14 protein-coding genes and 1 pseudogene are annotated in these 19,100 nt (G+C 66.8%); 10 read left to right on the top strand and 5 right to left on the bottom strand.

What is annotated here, in order from left to right:
• Window positions 1-20 precede the first annotated feature (20 nt).
• Both J3U95_RS25790 and J3U95_RS25785 read right to left on the bottom strand, forming a co-directional pair.
• Window positions 21-542, bottom strand: a complete 522-nt coding sequence (locus J3U95_RS25790) for a hypothetical protein (RefSeq protein ID WP_208281419.1) — start codon at window positions 540-542, stop codon at window positions 21-23.
• A gap of 204 nt (window positions 543-746) precedes the next feature.
• Entirely contained in the window at window positions 747-1,700 is a 954-nt protein-coding gene (locus tag J3U95_RS25785; RefSeq protein WP_229520105.1) for an N-acetylmuramoyl-L-alanine amidase-like domain-containing protein, read from the bottom strand.
• Window positions 1,701-1,939: 239 nt separating this feature from the next.
• On the opposite strand from J3U95_RS25785, the gene J3U95_RS25780 reads away from it, so the two are divergent.
• From J3U95_RS25780 to J3U95_RS25750, 7 genes are all read left to right on the top strand, one after another.
• Window positions 1,940-4,942, top strand: a complete 3,003-nt coding sequence (locus J3U95_RS25780; protein ID WP_208281417.1) for a TonB-dependent receptor — start codon at window positions 1,940-1,942, stop codon at window positions 4,940-4,942.
• Between the two features lie 296 nt (window positions 4,943-5,238).
• Window positions 5,239-5,400, top strand: a complete 162-nt coding sequence (locus J3U95_RS25775; protein WP_183407287.1) for a hypothetical protein — start codon at window positions 5,239-5,241, stop codon at window positions 5,398-5,400.
• Window positions 5,401-5,464: 64 nt separating this feature from the next.
• Entirely contained in the window at window positions 5,465-5,641 is a 177-nt protein-coding gene (locus tag J3U95_RS25770) for a hypothetical protein (RefSeq protein WP_177185564.1), read from the top strand.
• Between the two features lie 172 nt (window positions 5,642-5,813).
• Window positions 5,814-6,188 (top strand): LiaF transmembrane domain-containing protein, encoded by a 375-nt coding sequence (locus tag J3U95_RS25765; RefSeq protein WP_208281416.1) that lies wholly within the window; start codon window positions 5,814-5,816, stop codon window positions 6,186-6,188.
• The gene (locus J3U95_RS25760; protein WP_208281415.1) at window positions 6,178-6,900 is read left to right on the top strand and encodes a LiaI-LiaF-like domain-containing protein; all 723 of its coding nucleotides are present in this window, start codon (window positions 6,178-6,180) and stop codon (window positions 6,898-6,900) included. Before J3U95_RS25765 ends, J3U95_RS25760 begins: the two co-directional genes overlap by 11 nt.
• The gene (locus J3U95_RS25755; protein ID WP_208281414.1) at window positions 6,900-7,967 is read left to right on the top strand and encodes a sensor histidine kinase; all 1,068 of its coding nucleotides are present in this window, start codon (window positions 6,900-6,902) and stop codon (window positions 7,965-7,967) included. The genes J3U95_RS25760 and J3U95_RS25755 overlap by 1 nt, the downstream gene beginning before the upstream one ends.
• 3 nt (window positions 7,968-7,970) lie before the next feature.
• Entirely contained in the window at window positions 7,971-8,699 is a 729-nt protein-coding gene (locus tag J3U95_RS25750) for a LytR/AlgR family response regulator transcription factor (protein WP_208281413.1), read from the top strand.
• Here J3U95_RS25750 and J3U95_RS25745 read toward each other — a convergent pair.
• The 3 genes from J3U95_RS25745 to J3U95_RS25735 all read right to left on the bottom strand — a co-directional run bounded on the left by J3U95_RS25745 (window position 8,688) and on the right by J3U95_RS25735 (window position 13,330).
• Window positions 8,688-10,949: an ATP-dependent DNA helicase gene (locus J3U95_RS25745; protein ID WP_208281412.1), complete on the bottom strand. Its 2,262-nt coding sequence runs from the start codon at window positions 10,947-10,949 to the stop codon at window positions 8,688-8,690. The two genes, J3U95_RS25750 and J3U95_RS25745, sit on opposite strands and share 12 nt — an antisense overlap.
• Before the next feature lie 6 nt (window positions 10,950-10,955).
• On the bottom strand, window positions 10,956-12,614 hold the full coding sequence (locus J3U95_RS25740; protein WP_208281411.1) for a VRR-NUC domain-containing protein: 1,659 nt from the start codon (window positions 12,612-12,614) through the stop codon (window positions 10,956-10,958).
• Between the two features lie 83 nt (window positions 12,615-12,697).
• Window positions 12,698-13,330, bottom strand: coding sequence for a hypothetical protein (locus J3U95_RS25735; RefSeq protein WP_208281410.1), 633 nt, complete (start codon window positions 13,328-13,330; stop codon window positions 12,698-12,700).
• Window positions 13,331-13,422: 92 nt separating this feature from the next.
• Here J3U95_RS25735 and J3U95_RS25730 point away from each other — a divergent pair, with 92 nt between their 5' ends.
• The 3 genes and pseudogenes from J3U95_RS25730 to tagF all read left to right on the top strand — a co-directional run bounded on the left by J3U95_RS25730 (window position 13,423) and on the right by tagF (window position 19,100).
• Window positions 13,423-14,262, top strand: a complete 840-nt coding sequence (locus J3U95_RS25730; protein ID WP_208281409.1) for a M15 family metallopeptidase — start codon at window positions 13,423-13,425, stop codon at window positions 14,260-14,262.
• A gap of 116 nt (window positions 14,263-14,378) precedes the next feature.
• Window positions 14,379-18,141 (top strand): annotated as a pseudogene (gene tssM / locus J3U95_RS25725) (type VI secretion system membrane subunit TssM).
• Window positions 18,138-19,100, top strand: a complete 963-nt coding sequence (tagF, locus tag J3U95_RS25720) for a type VI secretion system-associated protein TagF (protein ID WP_229520104.1) — start codon at window positions 18,138-18,140, stop codon at window positions 19,098-19,100. Before tssM ends, tagF begins: the two are co-directional and overlap by 4 nt.

The following is a 19,100-nucleotide window of genomic DNA, read 5'->3' as shown; positions in this document are numbered from 1 at the left end:
TGCCGCCATCCTCAATCGCTTCACGCGCTTGGGCACGCCCACGACCGTAGCGGTGACCATGCCGTAAATCCGTCTGGGGTTTGGGGTACTACGCGCTCAATTGATTTATGCAACAAAGCCACGGCGCGGTACAAATCGGATAGCCAGAAAGCCGCTATCGTCAGCGCCGCCACCAGTAGATAAGAGCCGGGGCCAAATTGTTTTGCAAGCTGTAAATCGCCACCGCGCAATATCATTGCGATTAAAAAACAAGCGGGAAGCGCAACCAGGTCGACCGCGATGGCCAGGGCGGCCTTCGTAGTGCGATGCATGGACACGATTCTTGCGCAGAGCTGGTGAGACAGGCTGTAGCGTTGAATTGACATGGCAATCGGCTTCTCGCTGAAAGAGAACGACGTGCTACTGCAATCAAAATAATGGTTTACTGCACGATCAGGTGTTTGAATAAAACTCTGCGCTGGATGGGTGGTTTTGCCGATTGGTTTTATGTGTATAAGCTTATTATCTGTCCGAGATTGAATGATGGGTTTGAGGTCACTCAACAGCGATAGGGGATATAATGCGTGAGCACAAGTTTTGAAATGGAGGAGTGAATATAGGAAATGGCGCTGGATAATGATTTCCGGCGACTATTTATTTAATTCGGGATATTGGGGGAGGGCTGGGCGGCGGATGCCGTTGGGAATGGCGAAAATAAAAAGGCGTCCCGACCCGGCAGGCCGGAACGCGGTCGACGATGCAGGACGTCAGGCGGCAGGACGCCCCGGACGCGGCTGCGGCGCCATCGGCGGCACCGTGATCCCTTCGTTCAGGCGCAGGAACTTGAAGCCGGCCAGCGCCTGGCCGCGCTTGCCCGCGCGCGCATTGCGCTCCTGGCGTTCGAGCGTGCGCGATATATACGATTCGAACGTCTCCTCGCGCACCTGCGGTTCGGCCGAATGCAGGAAGTGGCGCTCGCCGTTCGGTCCCAGCACCACCAGGCCCACGTGCGAGGCCCAGTACTCACCGTCGCGGGTCGAGATCACGTTGACGAAATCTCCCTCCTGCAACTGGCTGGCGATGGCCGCCACCTGTTCCTTCGGCACATAGGCCTGGCGGCTGGTCTCGACCGGGATGTCGCGCACCGTATTGTGGCGGGTGGCCAGGAAGCGCGCGCGGTCGACCTTCATCTCGTATGCAGGGCCTCCGGCGCCGGCCAGCTCGGCGCTGACGTCGGTCACCAGCCAGCGGTTTGCCACGTTCCAGTCCATCTCGGTGTAGTGGTTGCGCGTGGCCACGCCGATCACGCCGTCGCGGTAGCGGATCCGCTGCAGCATCCAGAAGAACTCTTCCCAAGTGGCGGACAAGGCCATCGCATAGGTGTGCTCGGCGAACACCACGCAATCGCTCTGCGCCAGGCTATAGAGAGGCAGGCTGTCGTGGATCTCGTAGGGGAACTCGCCCAGCAGGTGCAGCGAGTAGGGCTGGCCGATGTTCTGGCGGCCGATCGCGGCGATGCGCTTCTTCAGGTCAGGCTCGGCGCCCTGCATGTGGGCGATGTACTGGCCGGCCTCGAACGGCGTCATCTGGTAGACCTGTTTTTGCAGCAGCGTCGACAGGGGCGTGGGCGGCGGCGGCGCGCCGGGGATGGGTTTGGTGGCGGGCGCGGTCGCGCACCCGGTCAGGACGGCGCTGGCAAGCAGCAGGCAGGCAAGGCGCATGGCGTTCATCAATGTGGGGAAAAAACGTCAAGCTAATCTGGTGCGCCCGGCTTGGGTAATGAAATTTCTTCGTCCAGCCATAACCGCACGGAGGGCGACTTTATGTACATTCCTTCAAGTTATATAGAAGCGAACACAAGTGATTATTCACGGACGGAATACATCATGAATACTCCGATCATGGCAGTCTTCAGCCTGCCTTAAGCAAGAACGATAGCACTATTCCCAGGAGAGAGAAGATGTTCAAGCAGAAGCCGCTCGCAGCGGCCGTATCGATGGCCGTCTGGAGCCTTGCAGCCCTGCCGGTCATGGCGCAGGAAGCCACCCCCGAGGTGCCGATGCAGACCGTGGAAGTGACGGGCATCCGTGCCTCGCTGGCCAAATCCCTGTCGGTCAAGCGCGATGCCTCGGCCAACGTCGAGGTGATCACGGCCGAAGACGTGGGCAAGATGCCGGACAAGAACCTGGCCGACTCCCTGCAGCGCCTCGCCGGCGTGGCGGTGCGCACCGACTACGATGAAGCGGAGAAGGTGTCGATGCGCGGCACCAATCCGGACATGTCGCTGATCATCTTCAACGGCCATGCGGTCAGCAGCGCCGACTGGTATGTTGCCGACCAGGGCTCGAGCTCGCGCTCGACCAGCCTGTCGCTGATGCCGTCGCACGTATTGCAGCAGGCTGTCGTCTACAAGAGCTCGCAAGCAAACATCGTCGACGGCGGCCTGGCCGGCACCATCAATGTGACGACCCGCAAGCCGCTGTCGCAGAAAGAACGCTTCTCGGGCGTGGTCAGCGTGGGGGCCAGCTATGCCGACCTGCCGGGCCGCTACGCGCCGGACATGAACGGTTCGGTCACCTGGAAGAACGAGTCCGGCACCTTCGGCGTGCTGGCCGCGCTGTTCGCCGAAAAACGCCACGTGCGGCGCGACTCGGTGTCGCGCTTCGCCTACGGCACCAATAGCGGCTGGGACGTGATCAACACCTCGACCATGCTTGGCATTACCGACGAGTCGCTGGCCGGCACCGGCTACACCGCGGCCGACCTCAACGGCGTGCGCCTGCCCGGTTCGATGAGCTCGGAGTTCGTGGAATCGGTGCGCGACCGCAAGGGCGGCATGCTGTCGCTGCAGTTCAAGCCGAACCGCGACCTCGACGTCACCATGACCGGCTTCCATTCGGCGATGGATGCGGATAACCATGGCCGCCTGACCTCGAGCGCCATCTACTCCATGCTGCTCGGTAAGAACCAGCCGCTCGGACAGACGACCGCCGCCGCCGCCAACACCAATTCGAACGGCCAGCGCGTGTTCGCGCAGATCCGCAATCCGGTGATCGTCGACGAGACCACCGTCTACGGCCACCCGCTGAAGGTGCTGAAGGCGGCCGACATCGTCTTCCCCGACAGGACCACGCCGCAGTACGTCGGCAACTCGGAAGGCTTCTTCCGCGACGGCGCCAAGGCCGAAAGCTCCTTCCTCGACCTCGATGCCAAGTATCGCGTCAACGATGACCTCACCGTCAAGACCTTGCTGTCGGCCACCCGCGGTGTCGGCCAGACCAAGCTCGACCAGGGCCTGACCCTGGCGCGCTACGGCACCGGCATCTCGTACGCATTGGGCGACCTGGACGACGCGCCCTTCGTCCAGTACCACAACGCCGGCGCCAACCAGCCGGGCCTTAATCCGGACGGCAGCGGCTACACGATCGTCGACCGCGCCGCATCCGGCGTGAAGACCGTGGACAAGGAATGGAGCGCGCAGTTCGACGCCGAGTACCGCCTCGACCGCGGCATCTTCCAGTCGCTGGAAAGCGGCGTGCGTTTCGCCGACCATAAGCGCACCAGCGGCCGCCGCGGCCCTGCCTTCCGCAACGGCATCACCGTCGACCCGGTCACCGGCCGCGTGGTGTCCAACACCCCGACCCCGACCACCGGTTGGCAGGCATTCCCGGGCGACTTCGGCGATGGTCTCGATGGCCCGGCAGGCTGGGACAACACCGGCTTCACCTACACGCCGGAAGCAATCAAGGAATACATCGCAGCCAACACCAAGGTGACCAGCGACGCCTGGGAGCGCCGCGTGAATTCCGAAATCGACATGCAGGAGCGCCAGAGCGCCGCCTACGTGATGGCCAACCTGGAAGGCGAGCGCTGGTCGGGCAACGTCGGCGTGCGCTTCACCCGCACCGAAGTCAAGGCCAATATCGCCACCCCGATCCCGGCCGGCGCCTGCCAGCGCGTGGAGCCGGGCCAGGCTCCGGTTCCCTGCGCCGCCTATCCGGGCGCGATCACCGATGCCGGCGACGCCACCTCCTACTTCGACGGCCAGCCGTTCAATCCCACCGCCGGCATCCTGTACTACAAGACGCCGACCAAGCGCACCTTCGACAACTGGCTGCCGAGCCTGAACCTGCGCTACGACATGGGCAACGACATGCTGGCGCGCTTCGGCGTCAGCCGCACCATCGGCCGCCAGAACTACAACCTGCTGGGCAGCGGCTTCGGCACCCCGGGCTGCGACGCCAACGGCTGCCGCGTGACGGGTCCGAATCCGGACATGGAACCGCAAACCGCGGACAACCTCGACCTGTCGTGGTCGTGGTACTTCGCGCCGCGTTCGATCGTGGCGGTGAGCGTGTTCCACTCGTCGATCGACGGCTATCCGAAGACCGGCGCGGTCGGCAGCTCCACCGTCGACCTGCTCGACCCGCGCGACCAGACCGTGAAGACCTTCTTCATCAACACGGCCTCGCAGCAGGGCGCGAAGATCAACGGCATCGAGCTGCAGTACGAGCAACCGTTCGGCAAGACCAACTTCGGCTTCACCTCCAACGTCAGCCGCGCCAAGACCAAGGTCGACGACGGCCGTCCGATGGTGGGCGCGTCCGAATGGACCGGCAACGTCGGCCTGTACTACGAGGATGCCAAGCTGTCGACGCGACTGGTGGCCAACTACCGCGGCGAATACGTGAACAGCACCACGGCGCCGTCGCCGACCGCCAACAGCCAGGGTCTCTCGGTCATCAACGGCATCGCGATGCCGACCGCGCCGACCTATGCCGATGCGGTGACCACGCTGGCGTTCTCCGCCAACTACTACTTCACCAAGAACCTGGAACTCGCGTTCAGCGCGACCAACCTGACCAATGCCAAGCGCGCCCAGTATCGCTACAGCGAAGAAGAGCAGCAGAAGCTGGACGTCAGCGGCCGCCAGTACTACCTGAACCTGCGCTACAAGTTCTGATCGTCGCGAACGCATGATATGAGGGGAGCTTCGGCTCCCCTTTTTTGCGTCCATCGCTGTCACGCAGCTGTCACCTGGCCTGCTCGTCCGTATTGACGCGCACAGTGTGCGTCACCTAACGGTGCACCTGCCCGGGTTTCGATAAGATGCACCCGTCTGAGTGAGGAACGCGCGATTCGATTCGCTGCCATCCGAAACCTCAACAGGTTAGCCGGTCGCCTCGAGGATCGGCACCAATTTCAGGGACGCGCCGCCGCTAGTGCAGGCGCGGCCCGCAAACGGAAGCGGAGGTTGCCATGTACGATGTCAAGCATCCACCCAAGCACCTGGTGCGCGCCTATCTCGAACGTCGCTCGCGCGACCCGAAACCGCCGCCGACCCCGGAAGAAATCCGGCGCCAGCTTGGCTGGGGCATGCTGATGCCGGCCGACCTCAAGATGGGCACCAACCGCTCCTGAGCTTTTTCTTTACGCGCCGACGTCCCGCGAGGACGCGGCGCCCAGCCCACCACAGGAGACATCCATGACCAGCAAGATCGGCAGCAAACACATCGCCCAGCACCGCGGCAAGAAGGAACGCCTCGAGATCAAGCGCGCCAACGTCGCGCGCGAAGCGGTGCGCCAGGCGGAAGCCCGCGCCAAGTACCGCAACCAGCCGAAAGGCCAGGCACAGCGCGAGCAGGCGCAGACGGCCGCCTGATCCACCCCATACGGCGTACACGGCCCGCCTGCGAGGCGGGCTTTTTTACGTCCATCCTTCCCCATCCTCTCCATTCGCCGCTTTCCAGCGGCCATTCACCGAATAGCGCTTTCGTGATTGCCTTCCCGTTTGTTATCGTGTATCCAGTTCGATAACCAAAAGGAGTGACGCAATGGAGTCCGAAGATGCCTATCGCTGGCGCAAGCAGGTGCTGTGGGGCCTGCTCCTGATCGTCATCGGCGCGGTGGTGCTGCTCGACCGCCTGCACTATATCGATGCCCAGGACTACTGGCATTACGCCCCCTTGCTGCTGGTCGTGGTCGGTATCGGCCAGACCATCGGCTACCCGAGCCCGAAGGAATTCAGCAGCGGCTTGTGGACCGTGTTCACCGGCCTGTGGCTGTTCGCCGTGTTCGAGAACGCCTTCGGCCTGACCTTCCGCAACAGCTGGCCGCTGTTCATCCTGATGTGGGGCGTCAAGCTGGTGCTGGACCCGTTCATCGCGCGTCGCTTCGCCAACAATCAAAGGAACCGCCATGAAAAATGATCCGCATGCAAAAGGCGTGACCAGCCAGGTCGTGCTCGGCCTGTTCGTGATCGGGATGGGGCTGCTGTTCCTGCTCGATAACCTGGGCTTCGTCGACATGCACCGCGCCTTCTCGTTCTGGCCGATGTTGTTCGTCATCGTCGGCACCGTCAAGCTGTGCGACACCCGCACCCAGGGCGGCACCCTGCTCGGGGCCGGCCTGGTCGGCGTCGGCATCCTGTTGATGCTGGACCGGATGGACATCATCGACTTCAGCTGGCGCACCGTCTGGCCACTGGTCCTGATCGGCCTCGGCGGCTTTTTGGTGGCGAAGGCAGTGCGCAGCAAGCGCGCGCTGGAACACGGCGTGGCGATGGTCGACGGCGCGCCGGTGGACGCGGGCGTGGGCGAGGTGCTGGACATCACCGCCATCCTGGGCGGCTATGAGCGTCGCGTCACGACCCAGAATTTCCGCGGCGGCGAGATCACGGCGGTGATGGGCGGCTGCGAACTCGATATGCGCGGCGCCTCGATCCAGGGCGAGGCGGTGGTCAATGTGTTCGCCTTCTGGGGCGGCGTGACCATCAAGTGTCCGCCCGACTGGGCCATCGTGTTGCATGGAACGCCGATCCTGGGCGGCTTCGAGGAAAAGACCATCGCGCCGCCGGACAACAGCAAGAGGCTGGTCATCCGCGGCTACGCGATCATGGGTGGCGTGGAAATCCGCAACTGATGGGCGGCGGATTCTGGGCGCGGCGCAGCGCCGCGCTGTACCTGGCCGCCTGGCTGATGCTGGGGCTGATGCTGGCCGGGCTGCTGTCCGCCACCGGCGGCGCCGGCCTGGCGGCGAGCCTGCTGTTCGCGCTGCCGCTGGTGCTGGTCTACGCCGCCGTGTGCGGCTTCTCGGCCTATTACCTGTGCCGCGCCTATCCGCTGGCGCGCAAGTCGACGCCGGCGGTGCTGGGCGTGTTCCTTGTCACCGCCGTGTGCGCGGCCTTGCTGTGGTGCGCCGCGGCGTCCGGCTGGGCCGCGTGGTGGCAGTGGCTGGCGCCCCGTGGCCAGGACGTCGTGATGTCACGGCCCCTGACGGCGGTGATGTTCGGCGTCGGCGTGCTGCTGTACGGGATGACGGCCTGCGCCCACTACCTGGCGCTGGAATTCGAACGCGCGCGCGGCCTGGAGCGGCGCGAACTCGAACTCAAGCTCCTGGCCCAGGACGCCGAACTGCGCATGCTGCGCACCCAGGTCGATCCGCACTTCCTGTTCAACAGCCTCAATTCGATCAGCGCCCTGACGGCGATCGACGCCGGCGCGGCGCGCGACATGACCTTGCAGCTGGCGGGCTTCTTTCGCCATACACTGGGACTCGAGGCGCATCGCAAGGTGACGGTGGCCCAGGAAGTGGAACTGGTCGAGCGCTTCGTGGCGATCGAGGGAGTGCGCTTCGGGCCGCGCCTGGGCGTGGAGCGCCAGGTGGACGAGCAGGCCGAGGCTTGCCTGCTGCCGCCAATGATCCTGCAGCCGCTGGTCGAGAACGCGGTCAAGCACGGCATCGGCCAGCTGCTCGATGGCGGCATGGTGCGCGTGCACGTCGAGCGCTTCGGTTCGCAGCTCAGGCTGCGGGTGGAGAACGACGTCGATCCGGATGGCTCCGGCGCGGCTGCCGGCGGCGGCATTGGCCTGGCCAATGTGCGCGCGCGCCTGCTGGCGGAGTATGGGATCGAAGCGAGCGTGCATGCGGCGCGCGTGGACAATATTTTCAGGGTGGAGCTGGTGCTGCCCGCCGACACAGGAGAATAAGGGATGCGAACCCTGATCGTGGACGACGAACACCTGGCGCGCGCGCTGCTGCGCGAATACCTGTCGCCCCATCCCGACGTCGAGATCGTGGGCGAATGCGCCAACGGTTTCGAGGCGGTGAAGGCAATCGCCGAGCACGATCCCGACCTGGTCTTCCTGGACATCCAGATGCCCAAGCTGGACGGCTTCGAGGTGGTCGAACTGGCAGGCGGCAAGCCGCACTATATCTTCGCCACTGCCTACGACCAGTTTGCGCTGCGCGCCTTCGAGGTGCATGCGCTCGACTACCTGCTCAAGCCGTTCTCGCGCGAGCGCCTGGCCGAGGCCTTGAATCAGGCGCGCCTGCGTTCTCCGCAGCCGGCACGGATCGAGGCCGTGGTGAAGGACGCGCAGGCGCGCCAGCAACCACTCGAACGAATCCTGATCCGCGACGGCGCCCGCGTGCACGTGGTCGCCGCCAGCACGATCGACCATATCGAGGCGCAGGACGATTATGTGCGGATCGCGGCTGGCGGCAAGAAATACCTGAAGCATCGGCGCCTGTCCGAACTCGAAGCACAACTCGACGGCGCCGTGTTCGTGCGGATCCACCGCTCCTACATCGTCAATGTCGGCGCGATCGAGCGCATCGAGCAGGTCAGCAAGGATAACCACTGCGCGGTGCTCAGGGATGGCGTGAAGCTGCCGATCAGCCGCAGCGGCTACCAGCGAGTACGCGAGCTATTGGCGTGAATCGAGCTCCCACCATGCCGGCATCAAGGTCCTGATGCCCGGCTGGGCGAAGCGGTCGTCGATCAGCCACACGACGCCGCGGTCCTGTTCGGTGCGGATCACGCGGCCGGCCGCCTGCACCACCTTCTGGATGCCGGGATACAGATAGGTGTAGTCGTAGCCGGCGCCGAACAGCGCCTGCATCCGTTCGCGCAGCTGCTCGTTGACGGGATTGACCTGGGGCAGGCCAAGGGTGGCGACGAAGGCGCCGATCAGGCGCTCGCCCGGCAGGTCGACGCCTTCGCCGAAGGCGCCGCCCAGCACCGCGAAGCCGACCCCTGCGCCGCCAATGGCGAAGCGGTCGATGAAGCCCTGGCGTTCGTGCTCGCTCATGCGGCGCTCCTGGCGCCAGGCCGGGATCGCCGGATCCAGCCGCTCCAGCGCGCCCGCCACCTTGTCGAGGTAGTCGAAGCTGCTGAAGAAAGCCAGATAGTTGCCGGGACGTTCGCGGTACTGGCGCGCGATCAGTTCGGCGATCGGCTGGACCGAGGCAGCGCGCACCTGGTAGCGGGTCGAGATGCCGCGCGCGACGTGGACCTCGAGCTGGCTCGCCCTGAATGGCGATTCGACCTCGACCCAGGCCGTGTCTTCCGGCATGCCGAGCGTATCGAGGCAATAGTGCCAGGGCCCGAGCGTGGCCGAGAACAGGGTGCTCGAATGCGTGGCGGCGAAGCGCGGGCCGAGGAAGGGCGCCGGCACCACATTGCGGATGCAGATCGTCGAGTCGCGCAAGGTCGGGCGGTCGGCGTCCCGGCTCAGGTCGCACAGCGAGTGCGGGCCGAACGATTCGGCCAGGCGCACGAAGCCCATGGCGTCGAAATAGAAGCGCTGCAGGTCGGGGTCGAGCGGGCCGGGGAAGGCCGCCAGGTGTTCGTTGATGGCGCTGCCCATTTCCTGCAGTGCATCCACCAGCTTCGATGGGATCTTTTCGAGGAGCTGGTAGGGCGCGGGCGCCGTCTTGTCGACCGCGGTCCAGGCGCGGCCCACGCGCTCGAGCGCCTTCTTGACGGTCGGCGGCGCGTCGGCGCGGGCCAGGCGCAGCAGCTCGCGATCGAGTTCGGTGCTGTACATCGAGCGCGCCCGGCCAACCAGATTGTGGGCCTCGTCGACCAGCAGGCTGGTCTTCCAGCCGTTGTTCAGCGCCAGCGCGTACAGCATGGCGCTGCCGTCGAAATAATAGTTGTAGTCGCCGACGATCATGTCGGACCAGCGCGCCATCTCGCTGCCCAGGTAATAGGGGCAGACTTCGTGCGCCAGGGCGACTTCGCGCAGCGCCTCGCGGTCCAGCACGGGCACGTCGGCCGCGGCCGCGCGCGCGGCCGGCAGGCGGTCGTAGAAACCGCGCGCCAACGGGCAGGATTCGCCATGGCATTCCTTGTCGGGATGCTCGCAGGCCTTGTCGCGTGCGGTGAGTTCGAGCACCCGGAGCGGCGCCTGGCTGGCGCCGCACAGGGTCGCGGCGCCGTCCAGCGCCAGGCGGCGGCCGGGCGTCTTCGCGGCCAGGAAGAACACCTTGTCCAGCTTCTCGCGCGGCATGGCTTTCAGTACCGGGAACAGGCTGCCGACGGTCTTGCCGATGCCGGTCGGGGCTTGCGCCAGCAGGCAGCGGCCGCTGGCATTGGCGCGGTAGATGCTCTCGGCCAGCTGGCGCTGGCCGGGACGGAAGTCGGCATGCGGGAACGACAGCGACGTCAGTGCGGCATCGCGCGCCGCGCGGTGCGCCGCTTCGCTGGCGGCCCAACCCGAGAAGCGTTCGCACAGCTCCTCGAAGTGCGTGCGCAGCCAGGCGCTGTCGCGCGTTTCGCGCAGCACGGTTTCGACGCCGCTGGCAATGTCGTAGTAGACCAGGGCCAGGTTGACCGAATCCATGCCCTGTTCCTGGCACATCAGGTGGCCATACACACGCAGCTGGGCCCAGTGCAGGTGGCGGTGGTTGTCGGGGATGGCATCGACCCGGCCGCGGTGGGTCTTGACTTCTTCGATCAGGTTTTCATTGGCGTCGTAGCCGTCGGCGCGGCCGCGCACGTGCAAGTCGTTCCACTGGCCGGACAGCGCGACCTCGCTGCGGTAGCCGTCGCCGCGGCGGCCGGCCACGACGGCGTGGCCGGCAATGCCTTCCTGGGCGCTGGGGGACGGGGTGAAGCGCAGGTCGAGGTCACCCTGCTTGGCGGTGAACTCGCACAGGGCGCGTACGGCGATGGTGTAGCTCACGTCGTACTACGCCGCCATTTCGGTCGATTCGAGCCACTGCAGGTAGCACACCGCTACCGGCATGTCATGCGCCGCGCAGTAGTCGATCCAGCGCAGCTGGTTGTCCTGCAGGCGGTCGCCCGGGCCTTTCACCTCGATCATCAGGTAGCGGGCCTCAAGGGGCCAGAATTGGATCAGGTCGGGGAAGCCGGTGCGGTTTTCCTTGACGTCGGCCAGGATGCGTTCGCACCACTTGCGCAGGTGGGCCGGTGGGATGCAGGCCAGGGCCAGCTCGATGAGGTCTAGCGTGACGCCGTCCCAGTGCACGAAGGGCGATTGCAGGCCGTTCTTTTGTTGATACGTGCGCCGGATCGTGTCGCGGTAGCTGCCGTCGTCCAGCCCGGCCAGGCAGGCGGCGAATTCCGCGCGACGGCGCTGGTGGAAGTCGGCGCTGTGCAGGTCGGCCGGCCCGCGGTGGAAAGGGTGGAAGAAGGCGCCGGGAATGGCGGCGAACACGGCGCGCCAGCACAGCAGGCCGAACAGGGTGTTGGCCAGCGCGTTCTCGACGTAGAACACGGGCGCATCGGCCCCGTGCAGGTGGCCGCGCACGGCGCCCTCGACCCAGCGCTCGCCGTTCGGCGGTGCCAGGGTCAACTCGATGCGCTCGATGTGGGTCTTGGCGCGCGGGGCCAGGCGCGCGTGCCCGAGGCGGCGCGCCAGGCGCGGCGCGATGCGGGCAAGATGCTGGCGCTCGGCGTCGTTCTCGGGCGTGGCCTGGGCTTCGAGCAACAGGGCATGCGCCTGCTCGAAGCGCTCGTGTTTTTCGAGCACGCGGATCGCGCGCGCCCGCGCGCCGGGAAAGCGGCAGCGCGCGTAGGCGGCGAAGGCGCCGTCCCAGTCCTTCAGCTTTTCATAGTGCTGGCCGATCTGGAACGTCAGTTTTTCGCGCCGGCTCTCGAGCCAGTCATTGTCGAAGGCGTGCACGGGCAGGTCGCGCACCACCTCGTCCACGTCTTCGCCGGCGGCGAAGCGCTCGCGGCAGGCGTGCAGCTGCAGGTAGTGGTCGACGTCGGCGCGCCGGCGAAAACCGCGCGAGGCGGGCGAGATATCCACGCTCTCGTAGCGGAACAGGCCGAGGTCGGACAGCACGAAGTCGGTCCAGCCCTGGTGCAGGTTGCCGAAAAAGACCAGGCGCAGGCGGTCGCACAGCGGCTTGACCAGGATGCGCCAGGCGACGTCGGGACAGGCCGGATGCCAGCCGGAGAAGCGCCGCGCCTCGGGAAACACGGGGCGCAAGGCGTCCAGCTGTTCATCCTTGCGCGCCGTCTTGCGCGGCAGCTGGGCGCCGAAGGCGTCAAGGAGCTCGGGCTTGGACAGCAGGTCGAACAGCTCGTCGAGGGTGAGTTCGGGGTCGGCCTCGATCCAGCCGGTGCCGAGCAGATGTTGCGCGGCCTCGACCGGGCAGCCGATCTCGGCATAGCTCAGTTTGCTGGCGCGGAACAGATTGCCCTTGCGCATGACCATGCGCACGAATAGTGCGCGCGCATTGTGCGGCAGGGCAGGAAACGTGGCCAGGAACGCCTGTTCGCCGTCGTCGAGCAGGTCGCCATAGCGTTCGCCGATCCAGTCGAGAACCCGCTGGAAGTTATCCAGATAATAAAACTCGTTTTCCAACACCCTGATCATGAGCAAACGCCTAACCTGTACTTATATACAGTATAGCGTTTTATGGGAACGGCCGCCCGGCAGGTGCGGCCAATTTGCCATGCTTAGCGAGCCGGAGGAGCAGGGGTTTCATCTTCCGCCGGCGTGGCGTGACCGTTGGCATGGTAGATCACGGCCGAGATCAGGGCGACGTCGCTGTCGTCCTGGGACTCGCCGGCGCGCGCGGGGTTGACCGTCCGGGAAGGACGTGTGGCCGGGCGCGATGCTTGGGCGCGGGGGCGGGTGGGCGCGGCGGCGCGCGCCTCCGGACGGCGCGGCGGCGGAGCCGCCTTGACCGGGGCCGGCGCGGCCTTGGGCGGGGCCGGGGGCACGGCGGCCGGCTCGAGCAGGCGCAGCGGGGGAATGGGTGGAGGCGCCGCCGCCAGCACCGGTTCCGGCTCTGTATCGACGATCAAGGCCGTCTCGACCGGCGCAGGGGCCAGTTCCGCCATCGGGGCGGGCGCCGCCTCGGTCCGCGCTACCTCCAGCGGCGCCGGACCGGCGCCGGCCGCCAGCCAGGCCAGCGTCGCCGTCAAGCCGACTGCGACCGCCACTGCCGCGCCATACCAGGCGAGGCGCATACCGTTACCGGCGCCCGCGCGGCGCGCCGGCTCGCGCTCGAGCTTGGCGAGGATGCTGTCTTCACGGCCGCCGCGGCGCGACGACGACATCAGGTTGGGGCGCATATGGGCATGCATGCGGTTGTCTTGATTTTCGTCTGATGGACGCACGACATTACTCCTAAGATTGGCTTCTCCTGTTCTGATTAGAAACAATCCTGGGGAGTCCGATGCTGATCTTGATCGCCCTTCTGTACGTTTGTCTGGCTTCAGGCCTCGCTTGGCTTGTTCTTTTTCCAAGTGGACGTGCATGGATGTCGCGCGGCATGCATGCCATGCGGGGCCTGGCCGGCCGCGCCGGGGCCCTGGGCCATGCCGGCACGCGCGCCGCGGGCGCCATGCGCGACAGCGTCGCCCTGTCGCTGCGCGAGCGGGTGGTGCAGGGAATACGCCGCCACCAGGTGCTGCTGGCGATCGGCGCCCCGGCGGTCCTGATCCCCTCGCTGCTGGCGCTGGCCCTGAGCAATCCGGCCATGCTGCCGGTGTACGAGGGCAGCACCTCCTTGCCCGACGAGCAGGTGGCTGCGCTGCTGGCCGGCGAGCAGCTGGTGCCGCCGGTGGCGCTGCCGCCCAGCGTGTTCACCACGGCCGAGGTCGAGCTGGTGCGGCCGATGCTGGTCGGCGCCAGCCGCAACTGGGGTTTGCTGCATCCCGACTTCAGCCAGCGCCTGCTGCTGGCCTTCAAGATCATGAAGGAACAGCATGGCTACGAGATGGCGCTGCTCGAAGGCTACCGCAGCCCGGCGCGCCAGGACGAGCTGGCCGCAAGCGGCGGCCACGTCACCAATGCGCGCGCCTTCCAGAGCTGGCACCAGTATGGCCTGGCGGCCGATTGCGCCTTCCTGCGCGACGGCAAGCTGGTGATCTCGGAAAAGGATCCGTGGGCCATGCGCGGCTACCAGCTGTATGGCCAGGTGGCCGAATCGCTGGGCCTGACCTGGGGCGGGCGCTGGAAGATGATGGATTTCGGCCACATCGAGTTGCGCATGCGGGGCGTCATGGGGCGCTGAGCCATATGGGTTGTCGCGCAATTTTTCGGATTTTGGCCGCATTGCGCAGAGTCAAGCAGCGTGCCGTATGCCCGTGCGACCATTTCCTGTGAGATTTTTCTACAAGAGACTCCGCCATGGCACGACTCTGGAAGTACCTAGCCGACAGCCGCGTGCTGGTCGCGATCGGCGTCGCCGCGCTGGCGGCCATCCTGGTAATCGGCGCCGGCCTGCTCGGCCTCGGCATCGTGTGGGCCGCGATTGGCGCCCTGGCGCTGCTGGCCGGCTGGGGCATCTGGTGGATGCTGCGCCGTGCCTGGCGCGCACGCCGTGCGCGCAAGCTGGCGGGCGCCATCGCCGGCGCAGCCGCCAGCGACGACGGCGGCAAGGACGAAGTCGCGGTGCTGCGCAAGAACCTGCTGGAGGCCGTCGGCACCATCAAGACCTCGAAGCTGGGCCTGACCCGCGGCGCCGCGGCCTTGTACGAGCTGCCGTGGTACATGATCATCGGGAACCCGGCGGCCGGCAAGAGCAGCGCCATCGTGCACTCGGGGCTGAGCTTCCCGATTCCCGGCAACAAGGCGCTGCAGGGCGTGGGCGGCACCCGCAACTGCGACTGGTTCTTCACCACCGACGGCATCCTGCTCGACACCGCGGGGCGCTACTCGGTGCAGGACGACGACCGCGCCGAATGGTTCGGCTTTCTCGACCTGCTCAAGCGGCACCGCCAGCGCGCGCCGATCAACGGCATCCTGATCGCGGTCAGCGTGGCCGAGCTGATGGCCGGTCCGGCCACCGCCTCGCACGAACTGGCCAAGAACCTGCGCACCCGGGTGCAGGAGCTGACCGAACGCCTGGGCGTGCACGCGCCGGTGTACGTGGTCTTCACCAAGGCCGACCTGGTCGCCGGCTTCCTCGACTTCTTCCATGACAGCGAACCGGCCGAGCGCGAGCGGATCTGGGGCGCGACCCTGCGCTACAACCGGCGCGCCGCGCCGCAGGACGTGCTGGCCTTCTTCGACGAGCACTTCGACGAACTGGTCGACGGCCTCAAGGAAATGAGCCTGGCCGGCATGGGCGCCAACCGCAGCACGGCGCTGCGTTCCGGCGTGTTCACCTTCCCGCTGGAATTCGCCGCGCTGCGCACGCCGCTGCGCGCCTTCCTGGCCACGCTGTTCGAAGAGAATACCTATCAGTTCAAGCCGGTGTTCCGCGGCTTTTATTTCACCAGCGCGCTGCAGGAAGGCAGCGTGCAAGACCTGTCGAGCCGGCGCGTGGCCAGCCGCTTCGACCTGGCGCTGCAGGACAGGAAGGGCGGGGAGGTCCCCGGGGAGCAGGCGGGTTCGCAGTCAGGCTACTTCCTGCTCGAGCTGTTCCGCAAGGTGATCTTCGCCGACCGCGAACTGGTCAAGCGCTACACGAATCCATCGGCGGCGCGCTGGAAGCTGGGCGCCTTCTTCGCGGCCACGATCCTGCTGGGGTGCGCGATGGGCGGCTGGTCGTGGTCGTACATGGGCAATCGCCAACTGGTCGCCAACGTGCAGTCCGACCTCGACAAGGTGATGAAGATGCAGGCCGGCCGCATTGATCTGCAGTCGCGCCTGGAGGCGCTCGACATCCTGCAGGACCGCATCGAGCAGCTCGAGCGCTATGCCGACGACAAGCCGTGGGCGCTGGGCTTCGGCCTGTACCAGGGCGAGGTCCTGGCGCGCAAGCTGCGCGACGAATACTTCGCCGGGGTGCGCGCGGTGATGGTCGAACCGGTCGCCGGGGCCCTCGAGACCATGCTGGCGGAGGTGAACAACAAGGCTGCCGGACTCGAGCCGGTGGGCCAGGCGGCCGCGCCCGCATCTGTCTCCGCCGCGCCCAGGCTTGGCCAGCCTTACCAGGACGCGTCGCCCACGAATGTCGGCGACGCCTACAACGCGCTCAAGACTTATCTCATGCTGGGCAATAAATCGTATGCCGAGCCGGGTCACCTGAACGACCAGCTCACGCGCTACTGGCGCGGCTGGCTGGAGACGAACCGCGGCAGCATGCCGCGCGAGCAGATGATCCGCAGCGCCGAGCGCCTGATGACCTTCCACCTGGCCCACATCGACGATCCGGCCTGGCCGCAGATTTCCAACAAGCTGGGCCTGCTCGACACCACCCGCGAACACCTGCGCCGCGTGGTGCGCGGCACGCCGGCGCGCGAGCGCGTGTACGCCGACATCAAGACCCGCGCCGCCACCCGCTTTCCGGCGGTGACGGTGGCGCGCATCGTTGGCGAGCAGGATGCGGCGCTGGTGGCCGGCAGCCACGCCGTCAGCGGCGCTTTCACCCGCGCGGCCTGGGACAAGTTCGTGCTCGGCGCGATCCGCGACGCCTCCAACAAGGAACTGAACACGGTCGACTGGGTGCTCAAGACCGCCGCGCGCGACGACCTGACCCTGGAAGGCAGCCCGGAACAGATCCAGAAGGCGCTGATCGACTTGTACAAGGCCGACTATGCGCGCGAATGGTCGAAGTTCGTGCAGGGCGTGGCGATTACCGACCTGCGCGGCTTCGACGCCAGCGTGCAGGCCATGAACCGCCTGGGCGACCCGCAATCCTCGCCGATCGCCAAGCTGCTGCGCACGATCTACGAAGAGACGGCCTGGGACAATCCGGGCGGCCTGCGCGCGCCCGTCGGCAAGACTGAGCGCGGCGCGATCGAGTGGTTCAAGCAGGTGGTCTTGCGGCGCGCGCCGTCAGACGTCCGCACGCTGGCCGACACGGTCGATCCGGCCCAGCTGCTGGCCCAGCAACAGCAGGGCGCGGGACCCATCGGCCGCGAATTCGCCGGCGTGGCGCGCCTGGTCGGCGTCAAGGAGAAGGAGGCGTCCCTGATGACCGGCTACCTCGACGCGCTCTCTCGCCTGCGCACGCGGCTGAACGCCTTGAAGAACCAGGGCGATCCGGGCCCCGGCGCCAAGCAGTTCATGCAGCAGACGCTGGAGGGCAGCGGCTCGGAGCTGGCCGATGCGCTGCGCTACGTCGACGAACAGATGCTGACCGGGATGAGCGACAGCCAGAAGCAGGCGCTGCGCCCGCTGCTGGTGCGCCCGCTGACCCAGACCTTCGCCATGATCGTGCTGCCGTCCGAGGCGGAGATCAACAAGACCTGGCAGGCGCAGGTGGTCGAACCCTTCACCCGCACGCTCGCGACCAAGTACCCGTTCGCCCAGGATTCCAGCGTCGAGGCGACCCCCGGCGAGATCGGCCAGGTGTTCGGCCCCGAAGGCGCGGTGGCCAAGTTCGTGGGCACGGCGATGGGGCCACTGGTGGTGCGGCGTGGCGACGTGCTGGCGGCGCGCACCTGGGCCGACATCGGCATCTCGCTGGCGCCGCAGGCGGTGGCCGCCTTCCCGGGCTGGGTGGCGCCGTTGTCGAACAACGGCGTGGCGGCCAGCGGGGCGGCCCAGACGGTGTTCCAGGTGCTGCCCCTGAGCGCGCCCGGCACGCTCGAATACACGCTCGAGATCGACGGCCAGCAGCTGCGCTACCGGAACACGCCGCCCAGCTGGAGCAATATGGTCCATCCTGGTCCGCAGGGCGTCACGGGCGCCCGGGTCTCGGCCGTCACCTTCGACGGCCGCACGGTGGAGCTGTTCAACCAGCCGGGCCAGTTCGGCCTGCAGCGCCTGTTCGAGGCGGCCCAGCGCAAGCGCAAGGACGGCGGCGTGTTCGAGCTGCGCTGGACGGCGCAGAACGTGTCGGTGGCGGTCGACCTGAAGATCGTCAGCAGCCCGCAGTCCACCGGGGGGCGGCCAGGGCCAGGCCCAGGGTTTCCGCGGCCTGCGCCTGCCGCCGGCGATCGTCGGCCGCCATGATGTCCACAATGCGGCGCCGGCGTTGGCCAGCACGGGAGCCCAATGATGCGCGCGGACCGCATCGGCTACTTTGGCAAGGTCCCGGCGCGCGCCGACTTCGTCAAGCTGGCCCATGACCCGGCCGCGATCGGCATGCTCGACGCCTGGCTGGCGCAGGTGATGACCTTGCTGCCGTCGGACGCGCGCTGGCGCTTTCACTACGATGCGATGGCGCCGGTGAGCTTCGCCCTGGTCGGCCCGGCGCGTCACCACGCGGTGGCCGGCCACCTGCTGGCCAGCCACGACCAGTCGGGGCGGCGCTTTCCCTTTCTCGCCACCCGCACGCTGGCGGTGAGCGACCCGGCCGCCTTCGTCGCCCGTTGTCCGCTGGCGTTCGCGCCGCTGTGGGTGTTCCTGGAAGAGATCTGCCCCAAGGTGCTTGGCGAGGGCGACCCGGCCGCCTACCTGCAGGCGATCGCCGACAGCGCGATCGGGCTCGGGGACGAAGCGGCATTGGCGCGCTGGATGGAGCACGGCACGATCGCCTCGCTCGACGGCTTGCTGGATCGCGGCCCTTCCCATACCAGCGCGGCCCGGCTGGTGCTGGCGCTGGGATTGCTGCTGCAGCCGGTCATGCACAGCCAGCCGGCCGAGCTGCACAAAAGCCTGGTGCTGCCGCTGCCGCACAACGCGTCGGCGCGTTATCCGGTGGCCGCCTTCTGGCTCGAACTGATCACGCCTTTCCTGCGCCGCGCGCAGTTCGACCTGGCGCTGTTCATCACGCGCCAGGAAGAACGGCCGGTGCTGGTGGTGGGCTTTTGCGCGGCGCTGGCCGAAACCCTGCGCGCCGTGATCGACCCGCTGGTCGGCGCCGAGCTGCAGGTGCGGCTGCTGGACACCGACTGGATCGACGAGCAGCTGCAGTTCGACGCCGACGTGCGCCAGCTCTCGAGCCACCTGGCCCAGCCCGACCTGCCGCTGTCGCTGGCGCGCGACCTGTTCATGAAGACCTTCATTGGAGCCTGA

Origin of the sequence: Massilia oculi, assembly GCF_017582745.1 — a bacterium.
GTDB lineage: Bacteria > Pseudomonadota > Gammaproteobacteria > Burkholderiales > Burkholderiaceae_D > Telluria > Telluria oculi_A.
Note: the sequence above shows the minus strand (reverse complement) of the source record. Positions and strands in the feature narration are given on the sequence as shown.